18 protein-coding genes and 1 pseudogene are annotated in these 20766 nt (G+C 74.9%); 12 read left to right on the forward strand and 7 right to left on the reverse strand.

From position 1 onward, the window contains the following. Window positions 1-120: 120 nt before the first annotated feature. Complete coding sequence (locus QMQ26_RS21940) at window positions 121-798, forward strand: 2-phosphosulfolactate phosphatase (RefSeq protein ID WP_282202437.1); 678 nt, start codon at window positions 121-123, stop codon at window positions 796-798. A 1-nt stretch (window position 799) separates the two neighbouring features. Here QMQ26_RS21940 and QMQ26_RS21945 read toward each other — a convergent pair whose 3' ends face one another. Further along, on the reverse strand, window positions 800-1375 hold the full coding sequence (locus QMQ26_RS21945; protein WP_282202438.1) for a Uma2 family endonuclease: 576 nt from the start codon (window positions 1373-1375) through the stop codon (window positions 800-802). A gap of 53 nt (window positions 1376-1428) precedes the next feature. Here QMQ26_RS21945 and QMQ26_RS21950 point away from each other — a divergent pair, with 53 nt between their 5' ends. From QMQ26_RS21950 to QMQ26_RS21965, 4 genes and pseudogenes are all read left to right on the forward strand, one after another. After that, window positions 1429-2004 (forward strand): TetR/AcrR family transcriptional regulator, encoded by a 576-nt coding sequence (locus QMQ26_RS21950; RefSeq protein ID WP_282202439.1) that lies wholly within the window; start codon window positions 1429-1431, stop codon window positions 2002-2004. 35 nt (window positions 2005-2039) lie between these two features. Next, window positions 2040-3378: pseudogene (locus QMQ26_RS21955) on the forward strand (MFS transporter). Between the two features lie 12 nt (window positions 3379-3390). Continuing rightward, on the forward strand, window positions 3391-3768 hold the full coding sequence (locus QMQ26_RS21960) for a VOC family protein (RefSeq protein ID WP_159073079.1): 378 nt from the start codon (window positions 3391-3393) through the stop codon (window positions 3766-3768). 52 nt (window positions 3769-3820) lie between these two features. Further along, window positions 3821-3958 (forward strand): hypothetical protein, encoded by a 138-nt coding sequence (locus tag QMQ26_RS21965; RefSeq protein WP_282202440.1) that lies wholly within the window; start codon window positions 3821-3823, stop codon window positions 3956-3958. Here QMQ26_RS21965 and QMQ26_RS21970 read toward each other — a convergent pair. The 4 genes from QMQ26_RS21970 to QMQ26_RS21980 all read right to left on the reverse strand — a co-directional run bounded on the left by QMQ26_RS21970 (window position 3950) and on the right by QMQ26_RS21980 (window position 6552). After that, entirely contained in the window at window positions 3950-4606 is a 657-nt protein-coding gene (locus QMQ26_RS21970) for an HAD-IA family hydrolase (protein WP_100836523.1), read from the reverse strand. The genes QMQ26_RS21965 and QMQ26_RS21970 overlap by 9 nt on opposite strands. A gap of 70 nt (window positions 4607-4676) precedes the next feature. After that, window positions 4677-5192, reverse strand: coding sequence for a deaminase (locus QMQ26_RS37495; RefSeq protein ID WP_318552006.1), 516 nt, complete (start codon window positions 5190-5192; stop codon window positions 4677-4679). Next, window positions 5179-5874, reverse strand: coding sequence for a RibD family protein (locus QMQ26_RS37500; protein WP_318552007.1), 696 nt, complete (start codon window positions 5872-5874; stop codon window positions 5179-5181). The genes QMQ26_RS37495 and QMQ26_RS37500 overlap by 14 nt, the downstream gene beginning before the upstream one ends. A 93-nt stretch (window positions 5875-5967) precedes the next feature. Beyond that, complete coding sequence (locus tag QMQ26_RS21980) at window positions 5968-6552, reverse strand: pyridoxamine 5'-phosphate oxidase family protein (RefSeq protein WP_100836520.1); 585 nt, start codon at window positions 6550-6552, stop codon at window positions 5968-5970. 138 nt (window positions 6553-6690) lie between these two features. Here QMQ26_RS21980 and QMQ26_RS21985 point away from each other — a divergent pair, with 138 nt between their 5' ends. The 5 genes from QMQ26_RS21985 (at window position 6691) to QMQ26_RS22005 (ending at window position 11980) form a co-directional block, all read left to right on the forward strand. Next, entirely contained in the window at window positions 6691-7509 is an 819-nt protein-coding gene (locus QMQ26_RS21985) for a methyltransferase domain-containing protein (protein WP_282202441.1), read from the forward strand. Window positions 7510-7640: 131 nt separating this feature from the next. Continuing rightward, window positions 7641-7829 (forward strand): SPOR domain-containing protein, encoded by a 189-nt coding sequence (locus tag QMQ26_RS21990; RefSeq protein WP_282202442.1) that lies wholly within the window; start codon window positions 7641-7643, stop codon window positions 7827-7829. Window positions 7830-7934: 105 nt separating this feature from the next. Then, the gene (locus QMQ26_RS21995; RefSeq protein WP_282202443.1) at window positions 7935-8405 is read left to right on the forward strand and encodes a CYTH domain-containing protein; all 471 of its coding nucleotides are present in this window, start codon (window positions 7935-7937) and stop codon (window positions 8403-8405) included. A 75-nt stretch (window positions 8406-8480) separates the two neighbouring features. Then, complete coding sequence (locus QMQ26_RS22000; RefSeq protein WP_282202444.1) at window positions 8481-8882, forward strand: NUDIX hydrolase; 402 nt, start codon at window positions 8481-8483, stop codon at window positions 8880-8882. A gap of 281 nt (window positions 8883-9163) precedes the next feature. Next, the gene (locus QMQ26_RS22005) at window positions 9164-11980 is read left to right on the forward strand and encodes a SpoIIE family protein phosphatase (RefSeq protein ID WP_100836516.1); all 2817 of its coding nucleotides are present in this window, start codon (window positions 9164-9166) and stop codon (window positions 11978-11980) included. Window positions 11981-11987: 7 nt separating this feature from the next. Here the strand turns inward: QMQ26_RS22005 and QMQ26_RS22010 are convergent, their stop codons facing one another. Next, on the reverse strand, window positions 11988-14720 hold the full coding sequence (locus QMQ26_RS22010) for a PKD domain-containing protein (protein WP_282202445.1): 2733 nt from the start codon (window positions 14718-14720) through the stop codon (window positions 11988-11990). Window positions 14721-15017: 297 nt separating this feature from the next. Here QMQ26_RS22010 and QMQ26_RS22015 point away from each other — a divergent pair, with 297 nt between their 5' ends. Then, window positions 15018-17480 carry a SpoIIE family protein phosphatase gene (locus tag QMQ26_RS22015; RefSeq protein ID WP_404814193.1) on the forward strand — a complete coding sequence of 821 codons (2463 nt, stop codon included), beginning with the start codon at window positions 15018-15020 and terminating at the stop codon, window positions 17478-17480. An 18-nt stretch (window positions 17481-17498) separates the two neighbouring features. Here QMQ26_RS22015 and QMQ26_RS22020 read toward each other — a convergent pair whose 3' ends face one another. After that, a complete protein-coding gene (locus QMQ26_RS22020; protein ID WP_282202446.1) occupies window positions 17499-18626 on the reverse strand; it encodes a tetratricopeptide repeat protein in 1128 nt (375 codons plus the stop codon). Between the two features lie 211 nt (window positions 18627-18837). Here QMQ26_RS22020 and typA point away from each other — a divergent pair, with 211 nt between their 5' ends. Continuing rightward, window positions 18838-20742: a translational GTPase TypA gene (typA, locus tag QMQ26_RS22025; RefSeq protein ID WP_282202447.1), complete on the forward strand. Its 1905-nt coding sequence runs from the start codon at window positions 18838-18840 to the stop codon at window positions 20740-20742. Window positions 20743-20766 lie beyond the last annotated feature (24 nt).

Genomic DNA, 20766 nt, shown 5'->3' on the forward strand with positions numbered 1-20766 from the left:
TCCTCGGGGGGAGCCGTGGTCCTCCAGCGAGACGACGGCCACCGGTTCGCGTCCGGCCCGGGCCCCGGTGGCGGAAAACCCGGTGGTGCCGGGGGTGGCGGGCCGGTGAGGATGGCCGGCATGGAGACCCGCTTCCTCGCCGTCGGCGAACTCACCGGCACCCCGTCCGTCGCCGTCGTCATCGACGTGATGCGCGCCTTCACCACGGCGGCCTGGGCCTTCGCGCAGGGGGCCGAGCGGATCGTGCTGGCCGAATCGCTCGACGGAGCACGGGAACTGAAGGCGCGCCACCCCGGGTGGATCGCCCTCAAGGACGGGCCGCCCGCGCCCGGCTTCGACGCCGTCAACTCGCCCGGCCTGATTCGCGGCACCGACCTCACCGGCCGCACCCTCGTGCAGAAGACCACCGCCGGAACGGTCGGCGCGCTCGCCGTCCGCGGCGCCGACCTGGTGCTGTGCGCGAGCTTCGTGGTCGCCGGAGCCACCGCCCGCGCCCTGCACGGCCGTCCCGAGGCCACCTTCGTCGTCACCGGCGAGGACGGCCGCGCCGAGGAGGACCTCGCCTGCGCTCGGTACATCGCCCACCGCGCCACCGGCCCGTCCCCCGACCCCGCCCCCTACCTCCGCCGCGCCGCCGAATCCACCGCCGCGGCCGAACTCGCCCAGGGCGTCCGGGAAGGCGTCCACCCGGACGACGTGCGGCTCTGCCTGGAGCTCGACCGCTTCCCCTTCGCGATGGCCGCCGCCCCGGAGGACGGGCTCATGGTGCTGCGCCCGTACGGGGAGGACGGGCGGTAGTTCAGAGGTCGGCCACGAGCTGGTCGAGGTCGAGGTCGATGTCGAACGGCACCGGGCGCCGGAGCGCGCCACGGAAGATGCCGGCCGGGGCGTAGCTCCCGGTCGCCCCGTCGAGTTCGTAGACGTGGGCGACAGGGCGGCCGTCCTCGTCCTCGATGCGCCAGTGGTGGGGAATCCCGGCTTCCGCGTACGTGCGGAGTTTGACGGTGCGGTCGCGGTGGGCGGATTCGGGGGAGACCACTTCGACGGCCAGTACGACGTCTTCGGGCGCGAGCCAGGTGCGGTCGCGGTCGATCGGGGCGTCGGTCGCCAGCAGGTCGGGTTCGGGCCGGTTGCGGGAGTCGAGCCTGACGGTCATCTCCCGGCCGATCTTGACCCCCGGTGGGCACTGCCGCATGAGGGTGACGGTGAGCATGGTGACGAGGTGGCCGTGCCACCACCGCTGCGGGGACGTCATGAAGACGAGCGCTCCGTCGATCAGTTCCGTATGGCGCGGTGCCTCGGGCAGGCAGTCGAGATCCTCCGCGAACCAGCCTTCCGCGCGCGGTGGGCGCATCCAGTCGGGCAGTGAGGTCACGTCCCCAGAGTAGTCGGTAGACACTGTCTGCTCATGGCTGGTAGACAGTGTCTATGGAGAGTGGAGCGGAGCGTCCCCTGCGGGAGCGACTGGTGGACGCCGGGGTCGAACTGGTGCTGGCGGAGGGGTCGGGGGCGGTCGGGTTGCGGGAGATCGCGCGGCGGGCCGGGGTGTCGCACGGCGCGCCGCGGCGGTACTTCCCGACGCACCGGGCGTTGCTGTCGGCGGTGGCGCGGCGGGGGTTCGAGGAGCTGGCGGGGCGGTTCGCGGGGGTGCGGGCGGGGGACGCGCGGGCGCGGGTGGCGGGGATAGCGCGGGTGTACCTGGCGTACGCCGCCGAGCGGCGCGGGATGTTCGAGCTGATGTTCCGGCACGACCTGCTGGACGGGGAGGGGCGGCCCCCGTTGCGGGAGGCGACGGTGCCGCTGTTCGGGGAACTGGCGCGGCTGGTGGGGGAGTGCACGGGGGAGGCGGAGCGGGCGCCGGTGGCGACGGCCGCGCTGTGGGCGAACCTGCACGGGCTGGCGCAGTTGCGGGGCTGGGGGAGCACCGGGCTGATGCTGGGGGAGGGCCGCGAGGAGGAGTTGCTGGAGGCGGTGCTGGCCGCGCACCTCGGCGGTGCGGCGTGAGCCGCCTCGCGCTGCCGGTGAGCGCCGGCGCGGCCATGCTGGTGGCCCTGGACGGCACGGTGCTGCTGATGGCGCAGCCCGGCATGCGGCGCGAACTCGGCTGCACGACCGCGCAGTTGCAGTGGACGAGCACCGGCTACCTGGTCGCCGTCGCCGCCCTGCTGGTGCTCGCGGGCCGGCTCGGCGACCGGTACGGCCACCGCCGGACGCTGCTGGCGGGCGTGCTCGGCTTCGGCGCGTCCTCGGCCGGGATCGCGCTCGCGCCGACCGTCGGCTGGGTGGTCGGACTGCGGGTGGCGCAGGGCGTGTTCGGCGCGCTGCTGCAACCCGGGACGCTTGCGCTGCTGCGGCTGTGCTGCCCGCCGGAGCGGCTCGGCCGGGCGGTCGCCGTCCGGACCGGGGCGATCGCGGTGGCGGCGGGCGCGGGCCCGCTGCTCGGCGGGGTGCTGGTGGAGGCGTTCGGCTGGCGCGCGGTGTTCTGGATCAACGTCCCGGTGGCCGCCCTGATCGCCGCCATGGCCTTCGCCCTGTGCCCCGAGCGGGAGCGCCCCGAGCGGGAGCCCTCCGAGCCGGAGCCCTCCGAGCCGGAGCCCTCCGAGCCGGAGCCCTCCGGTCAGGGGCCTTCCGACGATCGGCGGCTCGACCTGGCGGGCGCCGCCCTGCTCGCGGCCGCCCTGGCCGTCCTGGTGCACGCGCTCTCCCGCGTCCCGGAGCGCGGCTGGGGCGGGACGTCCGCCGAACTGGCGGGCGCGGCGGCCCTGTCGGCGGTGCTGGTGGCGCACGAGCGGCGGGCCGCGAGCCCGGTGGTGCCGCGTCCGGTGGTCCGGTCGCGGCCGGTGGCGGCATCCCTCGTCCTGCTGCTGACCGCCTCGGCGGGGCTGTTCGGCACCCTGTTCAGCACCACCTTCCGGCTCCAGGACGCCCTGGGCGTGGGCCCGTTGGATGCCGCGCTGCGGATGCTGCCGCTGACCGCGCTGATGGTGCTGGGCGCCCCGGCGGACGGCGCTGGCGGGGGTGGCGCTGCTGGTGGCGGGCATCGCGGGGCTGGCCGGCCCGGGCGGCGGGGGCGGGTCGGCCCCGGCCACGGGGGTGGCGTCGGCGCTGCTGGGCGCGGGGTTCGCGGCGGTGATGGTGACGGCCACCGGCACCGTGGTCGGCGACGCCCCGGCGGGGTACGCGGGCGCGGTCGGCGGGCTGAAACAGACCGCGATGAACATGGGTCCGACCCTGGGCGTCGCGACCGCCGCCGGTGCCGGGACGCACGGCTCCCTGCCGCTCCTGGCCGCCCTCGCCGCCGTCGGCCTGCTGCCCGCCGCCGCCCTGCCCGGCGCCCGACACGCACCGCGCCGCGGAGCCGCTGTCGGCGGGGCGTGACACGCTGAGCCGGTGACGGAACGACGGACGGCGCAGGCCGTGGGCACGCTCGGCTCGGTGGTGCTGGACTGCGCCGACCCCGAGCAGTTGGCGGCCTTCTACCAGCAGGTGACGGGCTGGCCGGTGACGTACCGCAGCGAGAGCTACGTGTTCATCGGCGAGGGCCCGGTGCGGATCGGCTTCCAGCGGATCGGCGGGTACCGGCCCCCGCACTGGCCGGAGGACGGCTCCCGGGCCCATCTCGACTTCACCGTCTTGGAGTTGGGCCCGGCGGTGGCGGCCCTGCTGGCGGCGGGCGCGACCAGGCCCGAGCACCAGGCCGGCGGCGAGCACTGGGTGACGCTGCTCGACCCGGCCGGGCACCCGTTCTGCCTCGCCGTCCCCGACTGACGGACGGCCGACCGCTCACCCGCCCGACCGCCCGCCAGCGAGAAGAGACCGGATGGACTTCGTCGAGTCGACCGTCGAGGCGGACGGCGAACGCCTGGCCTGCACCGCGGTCGAGCCGGACGCACCGGTCACCCCGTACCGGCCGCGCCGGGAGGCCCGGCCCGGCCCGAGCGGTAGCCGCTCAGGGTAGTTCGACCACCAGCCGGCCGTCCGCCGCGCCGGTGACGCGGACGCCGGACAGGTCGTCCACGTGGTGGTCTGGCCGGTGGGCGGCGGCGCGCGGGCCGATGCCGAGCACCGGCATGCCGGCGGCCCGGGCGGCGGCGATGCCCGCCTCGGAGTCCTCCAGCACCAGGCACTCGGCGGGGGCGACGCCCAGTTCGGCGGCGGCCTTGAGGAAGCCCTCCGGGTCGGGCTTGCTGGCGCCGACGTGCTCGGCGGTGATCATCCGCGGCGGCAGCGGGACGCCGGCGGCGGCCATCCGGACCCGGGCGAGCCGGTCGTCGGCGGAGGTCACCAGGGCGTGCGGCAGTCCGGCCAGCGAGGCCACCAGCCGGGCCGCGCCCGGGACTTCGACCACGCCGTCGGTGTCGGAGCTCTCCTCGTCCAGCATCACCGCGTTCTCGGCGAGGTTCTGCTCGACCGGCCGGTCGGGCAGCAGCAGGCCCATGGTCAGGTGGCCCTGCCGCCCGTGCGCGACCCGCATCACCTCGTCGCCGTCCAGGCCGTTGCGCTCGGCCCAGCGGCGCCAGCAGCGTTCGACCACGGCGTCGGAGTTGACCAGGGTGCCGTCCATGTCGAGCAGGACGGCCCGGACCGGCGGGGTGAGGACGGGCATCGGGGCTCCTCGAGAGACCTCGTACGAATGTTTGTTCCTCAATCGTACAAAACCGGCCGGGGGCGGCCGTTCACCCCACCAGGTGCGCGTTGACCGCCCGGGCCTCCGCGCCGAGCTCCGGCAGCTCCACCACCTCGACGCCCGCGCCGGTCAGCAGCGCGGTGCCCCGGCACGCCTCGACGAACAGCGCGGGCTCCCGCCAGGCCACCACCACCCGCGGCACCCCGGCCGCGACGATCAGCTCCGCGCACGGGTGCGGCCGGGAGGCGCGCTGCCCGCAGGGCTCCAGGGTCGAGTAGACGGTGGCGGTGCGCAGCCGCAGGTCGCCGGCGGGCAGCTTGCCGAGCGCGGCCTCCTCGGCGTGGTTCACGGCGTCCACCTCGCGGCTGTAGCCCTCGGCCAGCACCTCGCCGTCCGCGCCGACCACCACCGCGCCGACCGAGAAGGCCGTCCCGGACGGCGGGCAGCGCCGGGACAGTTCGACGGCGCGGCGCATCCACCGCAGGTCGCGCTCGCGGTCGGGTTCGGGCGTGCGGTCGGGTTCGGGCGCGCGGTCGGGCGCGGGCGTGCGGTCACTGGTGGTCATCGGGGGACTCCTTCGGGGCGTACCGCAGCAGGACGACGTCCCCCACCGTATGTGCCCCCAGCAGCCGCATCCGGCGGGTCGGGCCGCCGGGGTAGGCGGCGGGGGAGAGGAAGCGGGGGGCGTCGGCCTGGCCGACCAGCAGCGGGGCGACGGCCAGGTGCAGCTCGTCGGCCAGGCCCTCGGCGAGGAACCGGGTGTGCACGCTGCCGCCGCCCTCGACCATCAGCCGGCGCACCCCGCGCGCGCCCAGGTCGTCCAGCACCGCGCCCAGCGGCACCGCCCCGCCCAGGGCGACCACCTCGGTGCCGGGCGCCCCGGCCAGCGTGGTGCGCAGCGCGGGCGCGGCGGCGTCGGTGGTGTAGACGAGCTTGGCGCCGCCGGTGTGCCAGAACTTCAGGCCGGGGGCGAGCGCGCCGCTCGCGCTCAGGGTGACCTTCAGCGGGTACGCGGGCCGCCCGGCGGCCACCCGGACGGCGCGCCGCTCCGGCGAGTTGACCAGCAGCCGCGGATCGTCGGCGCGCAGCGTCCCGCCGCCGACCAGGATCGCGTCGCTGTCGGCGCGCAGCGCGTCGACCCGGTCGAAGTCCTCGGCGTTGGAGAGCAGCAGCCGGTCGGGCGAGGCGTCGTCGAGGTGGCCGTCGATCGACACCGCGGCGCTCAGCAGGACGTGGGGGCGGGGCACGGGCGGGGCTCCAGGGTCGGCGGGCGGACGGAGTCCCACCGTACGCCGCGCCCCGCCCGCCCCCGCGCCCCGCACCGGCAGCGGGAGGTCGGCTCAGGACGGCCGGGGCGGCACCGGCAGCGGCAGGGCGGGCAGCCCGTTGATGCTGACGCCGACGTACTCCTTGCCCTCGCAGTACTCGCTGAACCGGTCGTCGCCCCTGCGCTCGAAATACTCGGCGAGCAGCGTCCGGTCGGAGCGGTAGTCCATGAACGGGACGGCGAACCCGCAGGAGTCGCTGACCCGCTCGGCCCGCACCAGGATGATCGCGCGCAGCGCGGCGCCGTCCGCGGCGGGGTCGAAGCGGCCGAGCAGTTCGGCGAACCGCGGGTCGTCGCGGAACACCGGCTCGCCGTGCCCGTGCACCCGCACCACGGTGGGCGGGCCCTCGAAGGCGCACCACATCAGCGCGATCCGCCCGTTCTCCCGCAGGTGGGCGATGGTCTCGGCGTGCGAACCGCCGAAGTCCAGGTAGGCGACGGTGAGTTCGTCGAGCACGGCGAGGGTGCCGGCCCGACCCTTGGGGGACAGGTTGAGGAAGCCGTCGTCGGCCAGCGGGGCGGTCGCGACGAAGTAGACGGGCTGTTTCTCGATGAACGCGCGCAGCCTGGCATCGATGCGCTCATAAGTCTTTCCCATGCCGACGATTCTGCTCCCGGCAGGGCGCGCCGGGCCAGGCGATGACGCACGCATCTCACCATACGAAACAAGATTGTCCGAAAGGCGGAACGTTTTCCTATCCTGGAGGAGTCGCCTTCGAGGGAGAGGGAACCCGCCATGTCCGGCTACACCCACGGCCACCACGCCGCCGTCCTGCGCTCGCACCGCAGCCGCACCGCCGCCAACTCCGCCGCCTACCTGCTGCCCGAACTGCGCCCCAGGCAGCGGCTGCTGGACGTCGGCTGCGGCCCGGGCACGATCACCGCCGACCTGGCCGAGCTGGTCGGCCCGGACGGCCGGGTGGTCGGCATCGAGCCGGTCCCCGAGGTGCTGGCCGAGGCCGCCGCGCTGGCCGCCGAGCGCGGGCTGACCAACCTGTCGTACGAGGTCGCCGACGCGTACCGGCTGCCGTACGCCGACGCCTCGTTCGACGTGGTGCACGCCCACCAGGTGCTGCAGCACCTGGCCGACCCGGTCGCCGCGCTGCGCGAGATGCGCCGGGTCACCGCCCCTGGTGGGGTGATCGCGGTCCGCGACTCGGACTACGCCGCGATGACCTGGTATCCCGAACTGCCTGAGCTGGACGAGTGGTTGAGCCTCTACCACGCGGTCGCCCGGGTCAGCGGCGGCGAACCCGACGCCGGCCGCCGACTGCTGGCCTGGGCGCGCGCGGCCGGCCTGGCCGACGACTCCGGCGACAACCCGCGCTGCTCGTCCAGCAGCTGGACCTTCGCCACCGAGGCCGAGCGGGCCTGGTGGTCGGGGCTCTGGGCCGAGCGCACAGTGCACTCGAAGACCGCCGCCACCGCGGTGTCCGAGGGCCTGGCCACCCCCGCCGACCTGGAGCGGATCGCCGCCGGCTGGGCCCGCTGGGGCGCCGACCCGGACGCCTGGTTCGCCGTACTGCACGGCGAACTCCTGTTTCGCGTAAGCTAGTTGGGCACGCCCCCCGCGTTAACGAGACGTTGACCGGATGCGTACCGCCCGGTAGCAATCACCGTCCAGCCTGGAGGCCGGACGGGCGGTCCGACCCGCCCCCCACCGGGTCGGACCGCTACCGTGTGGGCATGGACCGCGAGCAGCGCACCGGTGGCGCCCACCGGGTGATGCGCCAGGACGACAACGGCAACCGCTTCCTGCTCGCCCGCGGCCTCGACCGGGTCGAAGCCGAGTCGCTGGCCGCCGAGTTCGAGGCCCGTGGCCACAAGCAGCTGTACTGGGTCGAACCCGAGGACCCGCCGGAGCCCACCGCCTGACCCCGCCGCCCGCCCCGCCCGCGTACCGTGGCATCCGGCACCCGGCGACCGGTCCCGGGTGCGGAGCGCGCGGCAGAGGCGCGGCAGGGAACACGGGGAGGCCCGGTGGGCACCGAGATCGAGCGCAAGTTCCTCGTCCCGGACGGCGGGCACGTCCCCGACGGGCCGGAGTCCGAGATCCGGCAGGGGTACCTGGTGATCGGCCCCGAGGGCGCCGAGGCGCGGGTGCGCCGGCAGGACGAGGAGTACTCGCTGACGGTCAAGCGCGGCAGCGGACTGGCCCGCGGCGAGTGGGAGACCCCGCTGAGCGCCGAGCAGTTCGCCGCCCTGTGGCCCGCCACCGAACCGGCCCGGATCGCCAAGACCCGCCGGTCCGTCCCGCTCGGCCCGCACCTCGCCGCGGTCGACACCTACCACGGCCGGCTCGCCGGACTGCGCACCGCCGAGGTCGAGTTCACCGACCCGGAGGCCGCCGCCGCGTTCACCCCGCCGCCCTGGTTCGGCCCCGAGGTCACCGACCGCCCCGACCTCAAGAACCAGCGGCTGGCCACCGCCTCCGCCCCGCCCCTGACATAGGGTCGGACCCCGGGGGCCCGGCGGAGCCGGTACCGGCACACCAGGGCACGAAGGCACGAAGGCGCGAGGACGGCGATGGCGATCCTGATCGACACGGTGGCGTGGGTCCGGCTGGAGGGCGGCAGGATCCTCTGCGCCCGCCCGCGCGGCAAGGACGTCTTCTACATCCCCGGCGGCAAGCGCGAGGGCGCCGAGACGGACCTGCAGACCCTGGTCCGCGAGGTCGCCGAGGAACTCACCGTCGCCATCCGCCCCGACACCGTCACCCATGTCGGCACCTACCACGCCGAGGCCCACGGCCAGGGCCCCGGCGCCACCGTCCGGATGGCCTGCTACGCCGCCGACTACACCGGCACCCTCGCCGCCAGCAGCGAGATCGAGGAGGTCGACTGGTTCGGCTACGCCGACCGCGACCGCGTCCCCCCGGTCGACCAGGTCCTCTTCGACGACCTGCACCGCGACGGCCGCCTGCGCTGAGCCCACCTGCGCCAGGCCCGCCCGCGCCGAACCGGCCCGCACCGGGCCCGTCCGCGCCGAACCGACCCGCACGGCAACCGCCCGGCCGCACCCCGGGTGTCCGTTCTGTACGCCAATCGGACAGACGACCCGTATGCCGGGATAGCGGGGCGATTCCCTGGGTATGGCAGAGTTCGGCAGCATTCGTCACGATCCGTGAGCCCGTGGTGGCACGGTGTGGCAGCGGCCCGCGCCTCGGCGACCAGCCGGGGGCGTCCCAGTGGCGGCGGGAGGCACCGTAGGTGGCGAAGCCGGGTGACGGCGGGGGAGAGCGCGAGGCGTCCGGCCTGCCCGCGCACGGGGCGCGGCGGCCCGGCGGCGCGCCGCTGCCCGCCCGCACCGCGGCCGGCCGGGCCGCCGCCCGGGCCCGGCTGCGCCGGGGCCGTCCCGGCCCGGGCGAGCGGCCCGCCGCCCTGCCCGGCAGCGCCCCGACGGCCGGCGCCGCGCCCCGTCCGCCCACCGAGCCGCCCGGGCCCGGCGGCGGGGTCGCCCCGGCCCGCGGCCGCCCGGCCCGGGCCTTCCCGGGCACGCCCGAGGCGCACCCGGGGGCCCGCTCCGACACCGGCCCGACCACCCTGCACCCCAGCCGCCGCACCGAGGGCGGCAGCCTGCTGGACGTGGTGCGGGTGGCCATCGTCATCCTCGACACCTCGGGCCGGGTGGTGCTGTGGAGCCCGGCCGCCGAGGAGATGCTCGGCTGGCCCAGCGAGGTGCTGGTCGGCCGCGCCGTCGACGAGCTGATCCCCGACCCGGCCCAGGTGCAGCGGACCCGCTCCGCCCTCCAGGAGACGCTGCGGCGCGGCTCCTGGAACGGCTTCACCGAGATCGCCGACCGGGACGGCCTGCCGGTCGAGGTGGAGGCCCGGCTGTCGCTGCTGGTCGACGGCGACGGCGCCCCGTACGTGCAGGCCGCGCTCACCGAGGCCGCCGCGCTGCGGGCCGTCGAGCGGGACCTCGCGGTCCGCGACGCGCTGTTCGAGCAGTCGCCGCTGGGCATCGCGGTGCTCGACACCGAGCTGCGCTACACCGCCGTCAACCGCACCCTGGCGGAGATGAACGGCCTGCCCGCCGAGGAGCACATCGGCCGCACCACCGGCGAGACGCTGCCCGAGCGCTCCGCCGACGAGATCACCGCCGTCCAGCGCCAGGTGCTGGCCACCGGCGAGCCCGTCATCGACGTCACGCTGGCCTCCCCGTCCACCGCCCGCTCCGGCTACCGGTCGATCTCCTACAGCCGGATGACCGACCGCTCCGGCCGCGTGCTGGGCATCTCCGGCACCGTGATGGACGTGACCGAGCGCTACCGGGCGGTGGCCAAGGTCGAGGGCGCCCGGCGGCGGCTGTCGCTGCTCAACGAGTTCGGCTCCCGGGTCGGCGACCTGCTGGACGCCTCGATGATCGCCCAGGAGCTGGCCGGCGCGGTGGTCCCCCGGCTCGCCGACTACGCCGGGGTGATCCTGCTGCAGGCCGTCGCGCACGGGGACGACCTGCCCCGGCACGGGCACGACCGGCGCACCTCGCTGCTCCAGCTCGGCGTCGCCGCGGTCCAGCACAGCCCGGCGGTGGAGACCATGCTGCGGCACGGCGCCCGGATCACCTACGAGGAGGACTCGGTCTACGGCCGGGTGCTGCGCAGCGGCGTCCCCGAGATGCTCTCCGGCGGCAACGGGCCAGAGGAGCTGTCCTTCCCCGGCGACCCCAAGGTCGAGGCCGCCCGCGAGCTGGGCGTGCACTCCCGGCTGGTGGTCCCGCTGCGGGCCCGCGGCATCGTCATCGGGCTGCTGGTGGTCAGCCGGGCCGGCTACCGCGAGGGCTTCGACCGCGACGACCTGGCCTTCACCGTCGAACTGGCCGACCGGGCCGGCAGCTCGCTGGACAACGCCCGGCTGTACGCCCGCGAGCGCACCGCCGCGCTCACCCTGCAGCGCACCCTGCTGCCCCAGCAGGTCCCGCAGCCGCCCGGCGTCGAGGTCGCCTACCGGTACGTGCCCGGCTCCAGCGGCACCGAGGTCGGCGGCGACTGGTTCGACGTCATCCCGCTGCCCGGCGAGCGCACCGCGCTGGTGGTCGGCGACGTGATGGGCCACGGCCTGCGGGCCGCCGCCACGATGGGGCGGCTGCGCACCGCCGTGCGGGTGCTGGCCGCCCTCGACCTGGCCCCCGAGGTGGTCCTGCGGCACGTCCACGAGCTCGCCGACGACCTCGCCCAGGGCCCCGACGAGGCCCTGCTCGCCACCTGCGTCTACGCGGTCTTCGACCCCGCCCGGCGCAGCCTGACCGTCACCAAGGCCGGCCACATCCCGCCGGTCCTGGTGGTGCCCGGCGCCGACGCCGAGCCGGCCCGCTCCGGCGGCCCGCTGCCCGGCGGCGCCGGACGGGTGCTCGACCTGCCCTCCGGCGCGCCGCTCGGCGTCGGCGGGGTGCCGTTCGAGTCCATCGAGATGCGGATCCCGGACGGCAGCCTGCTCGCCCTGTGCACCGACGGGCTGGTGGAGTCCCGGGACAAGGACCTGGACGTGGGACTGGGGAGGTTGATCAGCGTGCTCGAACAGCCGTACGCCTCGATCCAGCAGGCGTGCGAGGCCGTCCTCGGCACCATGGAACAGGGCCGCGAGCCCGACGACGTGGCGCTGCTGCTGGCCCGGCTCGGCCAGGGCCGGGCCGACGCGCCCACCGCCGGCTGGACCCTGCCCGCCGAACCGACCGCGGTCTCCCGGGCCCGCCGGCTGGTCCGCGGCACCCTGGCGGACTGGGGCACCGAGGAGCTCACCGACACCGCCGAACTGCTGGTCAGCGAACTCGTCACCAACGCCGTCCGCTACGCCAGCGCCCCGATCGGCGTCCGGCTCACCCTCGGCGACCTGCTCCTGGTGGAGATCTCCGACCCGCTGCCCGACCCGCCCCGGGAGCGCCACGCCGGGGCCGGCGACGAGGGCGGGCGCGGCCTCGAACTGGTCCGCCGGCTCGCGCTGCGCTGGGGCACCAGGGCCGAGGGGCTGGGCAAGGTGGTCTGGTTCGAACTCTCCCCCGGGGCGGACGGGGCCGCCCCGGGGGAGTGACGCGGCGTCAGGGGGCGGTGTAGCCCTGGATGTCGACGATCGCGTCGGTGCTGCCCACGTGGTTCGCGACCTCGATCAGGCCGTCGCGCACGGGCACCAGCGCCAGGTTCGAGACGATCGCCCCGGGCACCAGGTTGAGGTTCGAGGTGGTCCACTCGGTGGTCGCGGGGTCGCCCGCGGCCAGCCAGTCCTCGTACCGGGAGTTCAGGCCGGTCAGGTTGACCAGCACCGCCGTGGCGTCGGCCGGGACGCCGTACTTCCGGACGTCCACCAGGGTCTCGGACGCCGGGCTGACCGGCTTCCCGGCGGTCCGGGTGTCCAGCGCGCGCACCGGGCGCACCGGCACCAGCGGGTTGTCCGCGGCGCCGTAGTAACCCTGCAGGTCGGCGATCACCTGCACGGCGCCGACGTGGTTGTACAGCCTGACCGTGCCGTCCGCGGCGATCGGGACGGTGACCTGGTTGGCGACGGTCGCGCCCCGGCTCACGTTCAGGTTCGAGACCGACACCGGGAACGACGGGTTCGCCGCGATGTAGGTGTGCTCGGTGGAACCGGTCGCGGTCAGGTTCAGCACCGCCACCTTCGCGTCGTCCGGCAGCAGGCCGGGCCCGCGCACCTTGAACGACAGCGAGGCGTCCGCGCCCAGCGCCCCGGCCCGCGCGCCCAGCCCGCTGCGGGTGTCCAGCGCCCGGACCGCCCGCACCGGGTGCAGGTCCGTCCGGACCTGCGGCTTCACGCCGTAGTAGCCCTGCACGTCCGCGACCAGGTCGGTGCGGCCGGAGTGGTTGTACAGCGTGATGGTGCCGTCCGCCGCCACCGGGACCATCGCCGTGTTGCCGACGTCCCGGCCCGGCACGGCGTTCAGGTTCGAGGTGTCCGGCCGGGTGCCGTCCCCGTACGCGATGACGTGGGTCTCCTCGGTGCTGCCGGTCGCCGTCAGGTTGACCAGCACCGCCGTCACCGTGCCGTCGCCGGGCACCCCGGCCGTACCGGTCACCTTCAGCTTCAGCGTGCCGTCCGGCCCGAGTCGCCCCTTCGGCGCACCCAGCCCGCTGCGGGTGTCCAGCGTCCGCACCGGCTGCGCCAGCGGCACGTACGCGGGACCGACGGTGACCGTGGCGGTCCGGTCCGTGTCCAGCGTGCGGCCGCCGGCGTCCGCGAGGTTCATCCGCACCGTGTACGTGCCGGGCGCCGCGTAGCGGTGGGTGGTGGTCGGCGTGGCGGACGAGGAGGTGCTGCCGTCGCCGAAGTCGTACCGGTAGGAGACCACCGGGTACGGGCTGTACGGGTCGACGGCCTCGACCCGGGTGGTGAGCAGGTCCGCGCCCTCGACGGGCCGGACCTCCAGGCCGGCGCTGATCGGGCCCGCCGGGAGCGTCAGGGGGCGCGTCGAGACGACCGGCTTGCCCGTGGTGTCGACCACCCTCAGCTCCACCTGGTAGCTGCCGTTCCCGGGGAAGGAGTGGACGACCCGCTGGCCGTCGGTCACCGCCACCGGCGCGCTGCCGTCGCCGAAGTCCAGGGTGGCGGAGGCCACCGGGAACCACGGCGAGGAGTACGCGACGTCGAACGCCACGCCGTACGGGCCGGGCAGCGGCGGCTCGTTGGTGACCTGGAGACCGGCGGTGAGCGGGTTGGTGACCTCGCCCGCCCCCCGGTCGTACCAGCCGGGGCCGGTACCGGTGTTCGCGACGTTCGGGTGGTCCACCCGGGCGTCCCCGAACGCCGTGCCGGAGGTGCCGCGGGCCCCGGCGTCCGCCGAGTCGACCGCGGAGTCGTTCACCCGTTCGATGTACGGGCTGGTGAAGTCCCGCTCGCCCTGGCCGGTTCCCGCCCGGAACGCGTCCGCGCTGGTGTAGGCCGTCCCGGCCCAGCGGTACGCGGGCTCCACGGTCTCCACCGAGTCGTACCGCGCGGACGTCCCGGCCACCGAGTCGGTCGACACGTCGATGCCGTACCGGAGCTGCCCGGGGCAGCGGTTCTGGGTGTCGTAGCCGGACAGCACGTTGTTCGCGATCAGGCCACCGGTCGAGCCGTTGCCGAACCGGACCTTGGTCGCGCAGCCGTAGGTGACGACGGTGTTGGACGTCACCGCGGTGCCGGGCGCCCCGTCGACCACGATGGCGCGGTTCAGGCTGGGTGTCACCCAGTTGGTGCCGAAGGTCGTCCCGGTGGAGCCGCCGTCGATCTCGACCGGCGCGTTGAAGCTGCTCCGGGTCACCGACACGTCCGTACCGCCGCCGACGTGCAGGGCGTCCCGCTCGTCCCCGTACGGCGTGCCGACCCGCAGCCGGGACAGCCCGACCTGCTGGGAGTCCGTCACGTCGACCACCGCCCGGGTGCCCGAGGCCGCGGGGGCGACCACCCCGAGCTCGGCGACCTCGACGTGGTGCACGCCGTCCAGCACCAGCGAGTTCACCCGGCTCGTCCCGGGCATCCCGTGCACGGCGGGGCCGGTGAAGACGATCGGCGCACCCGCCGTCCCCGAGCGGGTCAGCACCACGTCCTCGGGGTAGGCCCCCGGCGCGATGTGCACGGTCTGGCCCGGCCCGGCCGTCCGCGCGGCCGCGGAGACCGTGCAGAACGGGGCCGCCTTGCCGCCCGGGCCGTCGTCCGCGCAGTTCGCGCTGGACCGGTCGACCCAGAGGTCCGTGGTCTGCGCCGAGGCCGCCACCGACGGCAGCACCCCGGTCGCGGCGAGAACCGTCACGGCCGCCGCTGCCACACGTCTTGAACGCATGGGTGTTCCTCCCCAAGTTCCGGTAAAAACCGAAGGTAGGGGCGTGATGATGCCAGACCGGTCGTACACCGCCGCGCGAGGGTCGCCCCAAGTCCCGTGAGCCCGTCACGGGGTGTTGGGACACCCGATTCGATGTTGTGACGTGGAAGGGTGTGTGCGCCCGCGCCCGGATGATGAATACTCGGACATCGAATACTCGGTCTTCTCGACACCGGATGGGCGCGGGTTGGAGGGGTCGGTCCGTTGAACAGCTTCCCGGCACGGAACGTGACGCACGGCAGTAGCGGCTATGCCGCGGTGCCGGAGCAGCCGGGTGCCCCGACGACCCCCGCCCCGCTGCCGCTCGGCTGGGGACAGGGCGGCTCGGGCACCATCTACGACTACATCCGGGTCGCGACCTTCGCGATCGGGGCCGACGGGCGGATCGCGCAGTGGAGCGACCGGGCCGCCGAGTTCTTCGGCGTCCCCGCCGCGGAGGCGGTCGGCGCCGACCCGATCACCGCGTTCGTCCCGCGCGAGCTGTGGCAGCGCGGGCGGGCCCGGCTGGAGCGCATCCTGTCCGGCGAGGAGTGGGTCGGCACCGCCCCCTACCGGGACCAGTCCGGCGCCGAGAGCCTCGCCGAGGTCTACGCGATGCCCGCCAGCGCCGACGGCTCGGCCACCTGCCTGGCCGTCGACCTGGGCCGGCTGCGCGCCATCGAGACCGACCTGGCCGCCTCCGAGGCGGTCATCGGCCAGACCCCCACCGGCTTCTTCCTGTTCGACACCGACCTCAAGCTCCAGCGGGTCAACGCCGCATTCGCGGCCGGCGTCGGCCGCAGCCCCGCCGCCCTGCAGGGCCTCGCCCCCGGCGACGTGTTCCGCCCCTCCGACGCGGACCGGCTGCTGCTCGCCCTGCGCAAGGTGCTCACCGGCCAGGAGCCCGTCCTCGACCTGCGGCTGTCCGGCCCGGTCCGGGCCGCCCGCCCCAGCGCCGGCCGCGACGAGGACCAGCGCACCTGGGCCGTCTCGCTGTACCGGCTCACCGCCGCCGGCGGCCGCCCGATCGGCGTGGCCGGCCAGGTCCAGGACGTCACCAGCCGGCACATCGCCGAGCGCGAGGCGGCCGGCGTGCGCCGCAGCCTCGCCCTGCTGAACGAGGCGTCCACCCACATCGGCTCCACCCTCGACCTGGAGACCACCGCCAAGGAACTGCTCGACGTGATCGTCCCGCAGTTCTGCGACGTCGCCACCGTCGACCTGTACACCGCGCTGCTCACCGGCGACGCCGCCCCGCTCACCGCCAACCCGGAGAGCGGCGAACTGCGCCGGGTCGCCGTCTCCAGCGTGGTCGGCAACGCCCCCTCGGTGCTCGGCACCGAGCGCGGCGGCGTCCGGGTCGCCGAGGCCGGCGGCACGCTCTGCTACCCGCCGCGCTCCCCGCACGCCCGCGCCCTGCGCACCGGCCGCAGCGTCGTCCCGCAGCCCGGGCCCGACCCGCTGCTGCGCTCCACCCTGGTGGTGCCGCTGGTCGCCCGCGACCAGGTGCTCGGGCTGGTCCAGCTCTCCCGGGCGATCGGCAGCGAGCCGTTCGACGCCCGCGAGGTGGCGATCGCCGAGGAACTCGTCGCCCGCGCCGCCGTCTGCGTCGACAACGCCCGCCTCTACCGCCGCGAGCACGAGCGCGCGCTGATCCTCCAGCGCAGCCTGCTGCCCCCCGGCAACCCGGCCGCCTCCGGCCTGGAGATCGCCCGCCGCTACCTGCCCAGCAACAACAACACCGAGGTCGGCGGCGACTGGTTCGACGTCATCCCGCTGCCCGGCAGCCGCACCGCCCTGGTGATCGGCGACGTGATGGGCCGCGGCCTGCGCGCCGCCGTCGCGATGGGCCAACTGCGCACCGCCGTACGCACCCTGGCCATGCTCGACCTCGACCCCGAAGAGGTGCTCTCCGCCCTCGACGAGATCGCCCGCGGCCTGGGCAACGACGAGGACCCGGACCGCTCCAGCGCCGAGGTCTACCTCGCCACCTGCGTCTACGCCGTCTACGACGCCGTCAAGCAGCGCTGCACCTTCGCCAACGCCGGCCACCTCCCGCCGGTGCTGCTGGCCCCCGGCCAGGGCGCCCGGACCATCACCGTGCCGCCCGGCCTGCCGCTCGGCGTCGGCGGCGAGCCGTTCGAGGAGGTCACCGTCGACCTGCCGGAGGGCGCCGTGCTGGCCCTCTACACCGACGGCCTGGTCGAGTCCCGCAAGCACCAGCTCGACGAGGGCATCGACGCGTTCCGGGCCGCCCTGGAGGGCGGCTCCGACCGGATCGAGGAACTCTGCGACCAGGTGCTGGAGGAGCTCAACCCGCACCACGGCGAGGACGACATCGCCCTGCTGATGGCCAAGGTCAAGGGCCTGCCCAAGGGCTCGGTCGGCGACTGGCGGCTGCCCCCCGAGCCCACCTCGGTCGCCAAGGCCCGCGAGGCCGCCTGCGGCTGGCTGCTGGAGCGCGGCCTGGACGAACTGGTCGACACCTCCGAGCTGCTGGTCAGCGAGCTGGTCACCAACGCGCTGCGGCACGGTCGCGGCGAGATCCGGCTGCGGCTGCTGCGCGACAAGACCATGGTCTGCGAGGTCTGGGACGACGCCTACGCCCAGCCCCGCCAGCGCCGCGCCCAGGAGACCGACGAGGGCGGCCGCGGCCTCCAGCTGGTCTCCCTGCTGGCCGAGCGCTGGGGCAGCCGGCGCACCCCCAAGGGCAAGATCGTCTGGTTCGAGCTGTCCCTCTAGCCGAACGCCGGCCGGAGGCTAGTCGAGGACGACGGCCGCGGCCCGGCCCTCCACGAGGGCGATCCGGGCCAGGGCGGGGAACAGCTTCCGGGCCCGCTCCAGCGCCCGGCGGGCCTGGTCGGGGCGTCCGGCGGCGAACAGGGCCGCCGCCAGCGAGCACTCGGCGTTCGCCGCCGTCAGCGGGTCCGGCTGCATCCGGAGGGCCTGGCCGGCCGCCTTCACGGCCTCCTCCCGCTCCCCGCGCAGCCGCAGCAGGTCGGCCCGCACCGGGCTGCGCAGCAGGCGCTGTTCGAGCGCCGCACCCTGCGCCGCCAGCCGCGGCAGGTACTCGGTGGGCGGCAGCAGCCCGGCTTCCGCCGCGCACACCAGGGCCTCGGCGCGCACCAGCGCGGCGGCCCAGCCCAGGTGGGCGACCGGCCCGGCGGCGGTGATCCGCTCGGCCCGCTCCAGGGCCCCGGCCCACTCGCCGACGGCCAGCAGCGCGCGCACCCGGAGCATGCCGTCGTGCAGGGTGCCGCTCTCCGGTTCGGCGGCCAGCACGGCCACCGCCTCGGCGGGCCGCCCGTGCGTCAGCGCCAGGGAGGCCGCCCGCTGTCCCGGGGAGGTGCGGGCCTCGGCCAGCGCCTCGGGGGAGGCGGTGGGCAGCCGGAACACCACCCAGCCCGGGCAGCCGGGGAAGCGGGCCTGCAGGGCCAGCTCCAGCAGGAGCGGCACCGCCACCATCAGGCCGAACACCCACCAGCCGCCCCGGGCCGTCGCCAGCAGCCACCCGCCCAGCACCAGCGCCGGGACGTACGCGGCCGTCATCCCCGCCCAGGTCCGCGCGCGCGGCCCGGAGACGAGCTGGTACGCACCGGAGACCACCGGCAGCGGCACCGAGCGCACCGCGAGCGGGCGCGAGCCCGCCCGCAGAACGCGGGACACCCGGCCGAAGCCCAGCGAGTACGCGATCGGCACCAGCCCGGCGGGCCCGGCCAGCAGGGCGAGGCCGCACTGGGTCAGCAGGTTGCCGGTCACCAGGCCGCCGTAGATCGCGGGCAGCGCGACGTACAGCGGCGGGAACTCGGCTCCGGACACCAGCGGAACTCCGGCCGCGAACACGACGAACGTCCCGAGGACGATCAGGGAACGGGTCTTCTTCTTCACCGCCGTAGCTTCCCGGTCCTTGGTGCGTACCGGAAGCAGCGATACCCAGTTGTGATCTCCGCCGCCCCGCGACCGCCCGTTTCGGCTCCATTGAGCCCTTCCCCGTACGATGGGAAGAAGCCGAGGCATGTGCCGTGCCCGGTGGGTGGACCGGTGAATGCTGACGCGGGCCGGGCACCGTGACCCACGATTCCGGGAGAATCAGCGCCGCATGCCCACGCGCAACGACATCCGAAACGTCGCCATCGTCGCCCACGTCGACCACGGCAAGACCACCCTGGTCGACGCCATGCTGAAGCAGGCCGGCGCCTTCGCCGCCCACCAGCAGCTCGACGACCGGATGATGGACTCGAACGACCTGGAGCGCGAGAAGGGCATCACCATTCTCGCGAAGAACACCGCGGTCAAGTACCACCCCAAGGACGGTGGCGCGCCGATCACCATCAACATCATCGACACCCCCGGCCACGCCGACTTCGGCGGTGAGGTCGAGCGCGGCCTGTCGATGGTGGACGCGGTCGTCCTGCTGGTCGACGCCTCCGAGGGCCCGCTGCCGCAGACCCGCTTCGTGCTGCGCAAGGCGCTCACGGCCCGGCTGCCCGTCATCCTGTGCATCAACAAGACCGACCGTCCGGACGCCCGGATCGACGAGGTCATCAACGAGACCTACGACCTGTTCCTCGACCTGGACGCGGACGAGGACCAGATCGAGTTCCCGATCGTCTACGCCTGCGCCCGTGACGGCGTGGCCTCGCTGACCAAGCCGGAGAACGGGACGGTGCCGGCCGACTCCGACAGCCTGGAGCCGTTCTTCTCCACCATCCTGGAGCACGTCCCGGCCCCGGTCTACGACGAGGACGCCCCGCTGCAGGCGCACGTCACCAACCTGGACGCCGACAACTTCCTGGGCCGCATCGCGCTGCTCCGGGTCGAGCAGGGCGAGCTGCGCAAGGGCCAGACGGTGGCCTGGATCAAGCGCGACGGCTCGATCCAGAACGTCCGGATCTCCGAGCTGCTGATGACCGAGGCGCTCACCCGCAAGCCGGCCGAGAAGGCCGGCCCCGGCGACATCTGCGCCGTCGCGGGCATCTCCGAGATCATGATCGGCGAGACCCTCGCGGACACCGAGAACCCGATCGCGCTGCCGCTGATCACCGTCGACGAGCCGGCGATCTCGATGACCATCGGCACCAACACCTCGCCGCTGGTCGGCAAGGGCGGCTCCGGCAAGGGCGCGGACGCCAAGTCCGGCGCCAAGGTGGACCGCAAGGTGACGGCCCGCCAGGTGAAGGACCGCCTGGAGCGCGAGCTGATCGGCAACGTGTCGCTGCGCGTGCTGGAGACCGAGCGCCCGGACGCCTGGGAGGTGCAGGGCCGCGGCGAGCTGGCGCTGGCCATCCTGATCGAGACCATGCGCCGCGAGGGCTTCGAACTGACCGTCGGCAAGCCGCAGGTGGTCACCCGCGAGGTCAACGGCAAGACCCACGAGCCGGTCGAGCGCCTCACCGTGGACGTCCCCGAGGAGCACATGGGCGCCGTCACGCAGCTCATGGGCATCCGCAAGGGCCGGATGGACAACATGTCCAACCACGGTTCGGGCTGGGTCCGGATGGAGTTCGTGGTGCCGTCCCGCGGCCTGATCGGATTCCGGACGGAGTTCCTCACCAACACCCGCGGCACCGGCATCGCGCACTCGATCCACGAGGGCTACGAGCCGTGGTTCGGCCAGCTGACGACCCGCAACAACGGCTCCCTGGTCGCCGACCGCTCCGGCGTGGTCACCGCCTTCGCGATGACCAACCTGCAGGAGCGCGGCGTGCTGTTCACCGACCCCGGCACCGAGGTGTACGAGGGCATGATCGTCGGCGAGAACTCGCGCGCCGACGACATGGACGTGAACATCACCAAGGAGAAGAAGCTCACCAACATGCGTTCCTCGAACGCCGACGTGGCGGAGTCCATCGTGCCGCCGCGCAAGCTCTCGCTGGAGCAGTCGCTGGAGTTCTGCCGCGAGGACGAGTGCATCGAGGTGACCCCGGAGACCGTGCGCATCCGCAAGGTCGTCCTGGACGCCAAGGAGCGCGGCCGCACCGCCTCGCGCGCCAAGAAGGGCTGACCCCGCCCGGCTCCACCCCGTTCG

Origin of the sequence: Kitasatospora fiedleri (assembly GCF_948472415.1) — a bacterium.
GTDB lineage: Bacteria > Actinomycetota > Actinomycetes > Streptomycetales > Streptomycetaceae > Kitasatospora > Kitasatospora fiedleri.

What these genes read in the sequence shown, in the direction of transcription:
- QMQ26_RS21970 (WP_100836523.1), bottom strand. Translation starts at nt 4,606, where the DNA reads ATGCCCGTCCTCACCCCGCCGGTCCGGGCCGTCCTGCTCGACATGGAC.
- QMQ26_RS22000 (WP_282202444.1), top strand. Translation starts at nt 8,481, where the DNA reads ATGGCGATCCTGATCGACACGGTGGCGTGGGTCCGGCTGGAGGGCGGC.
- typA (WP_282202447.1), top strand. Translation starts at nt 18,838, where the DNA reads ATGCCCACGCGCAACGACATCCGAAACGTCGCCATCGTCGCCCACGTC.
- QMQ26_RS21940 (WP_282202437.1), top strand. Translation starts at nt 121, where the DNA reads ATGGAGACCCGCTTCCTCGCCGTCGGCGAACTCACCGGCACCCCGTCC.
- QMQ26_RS37495 (WP_318552006.1), bottom strand. Translation starts at nt 5,192, where the DNA reads ATGACCACCAGTGACCGCACGCCCGCGCCCGACCGCGCGCCCGAACCC.
- QMQ26_RS21950 (WP_282202439.1), top strand. Translation starts at nt 1,429, where the DNA reads ATGGAGAGTGGAGCGGAGCGTCCCCTGCGGGAGCGACTGGTGGACGCC.
- QMQ26_RS21990 (WP_282202442.1), top strand. Translation starts at nt 7,641, where the DNA reads ATGGACCGCGAGCAGCGCACCGGTGGCGCCCACCGGGTGATGCGCCAG.
- QMQ26_RS21965 (WP_282202440.1), top strand. Translation starts at nt 3,821, where the DNA reads ATGGACTTCGTCGAGTCGACCGTCGAGGCGGACGGCGAACGCCTGGCC.
- QMQ26_RS22010 (WP_282202445.1), bottom strand. Translation starts at nt 14,720, where the DNA reads ATGCGTTCAAGACGTGTGGCAGCGGCGGCCGTGACGGTTCTCGCCGCG.
- QMQ26_RS21980 (WP_100836520.1), bottom strand. Translation starts at nt 6,552, where the DNA reads ATGGGAAAGACTTATGAGCGCATCGATGCCAGGCTGCGCGCGTTCATC.
- QMQ26_RS21985 (WP_282202441.1), top strand. Translation starts at nt 6,691, where the DNA reads ATGTCCGGCTACACCCACGGCCACCACGCCGCCGTCCTGCGCTCGCAC.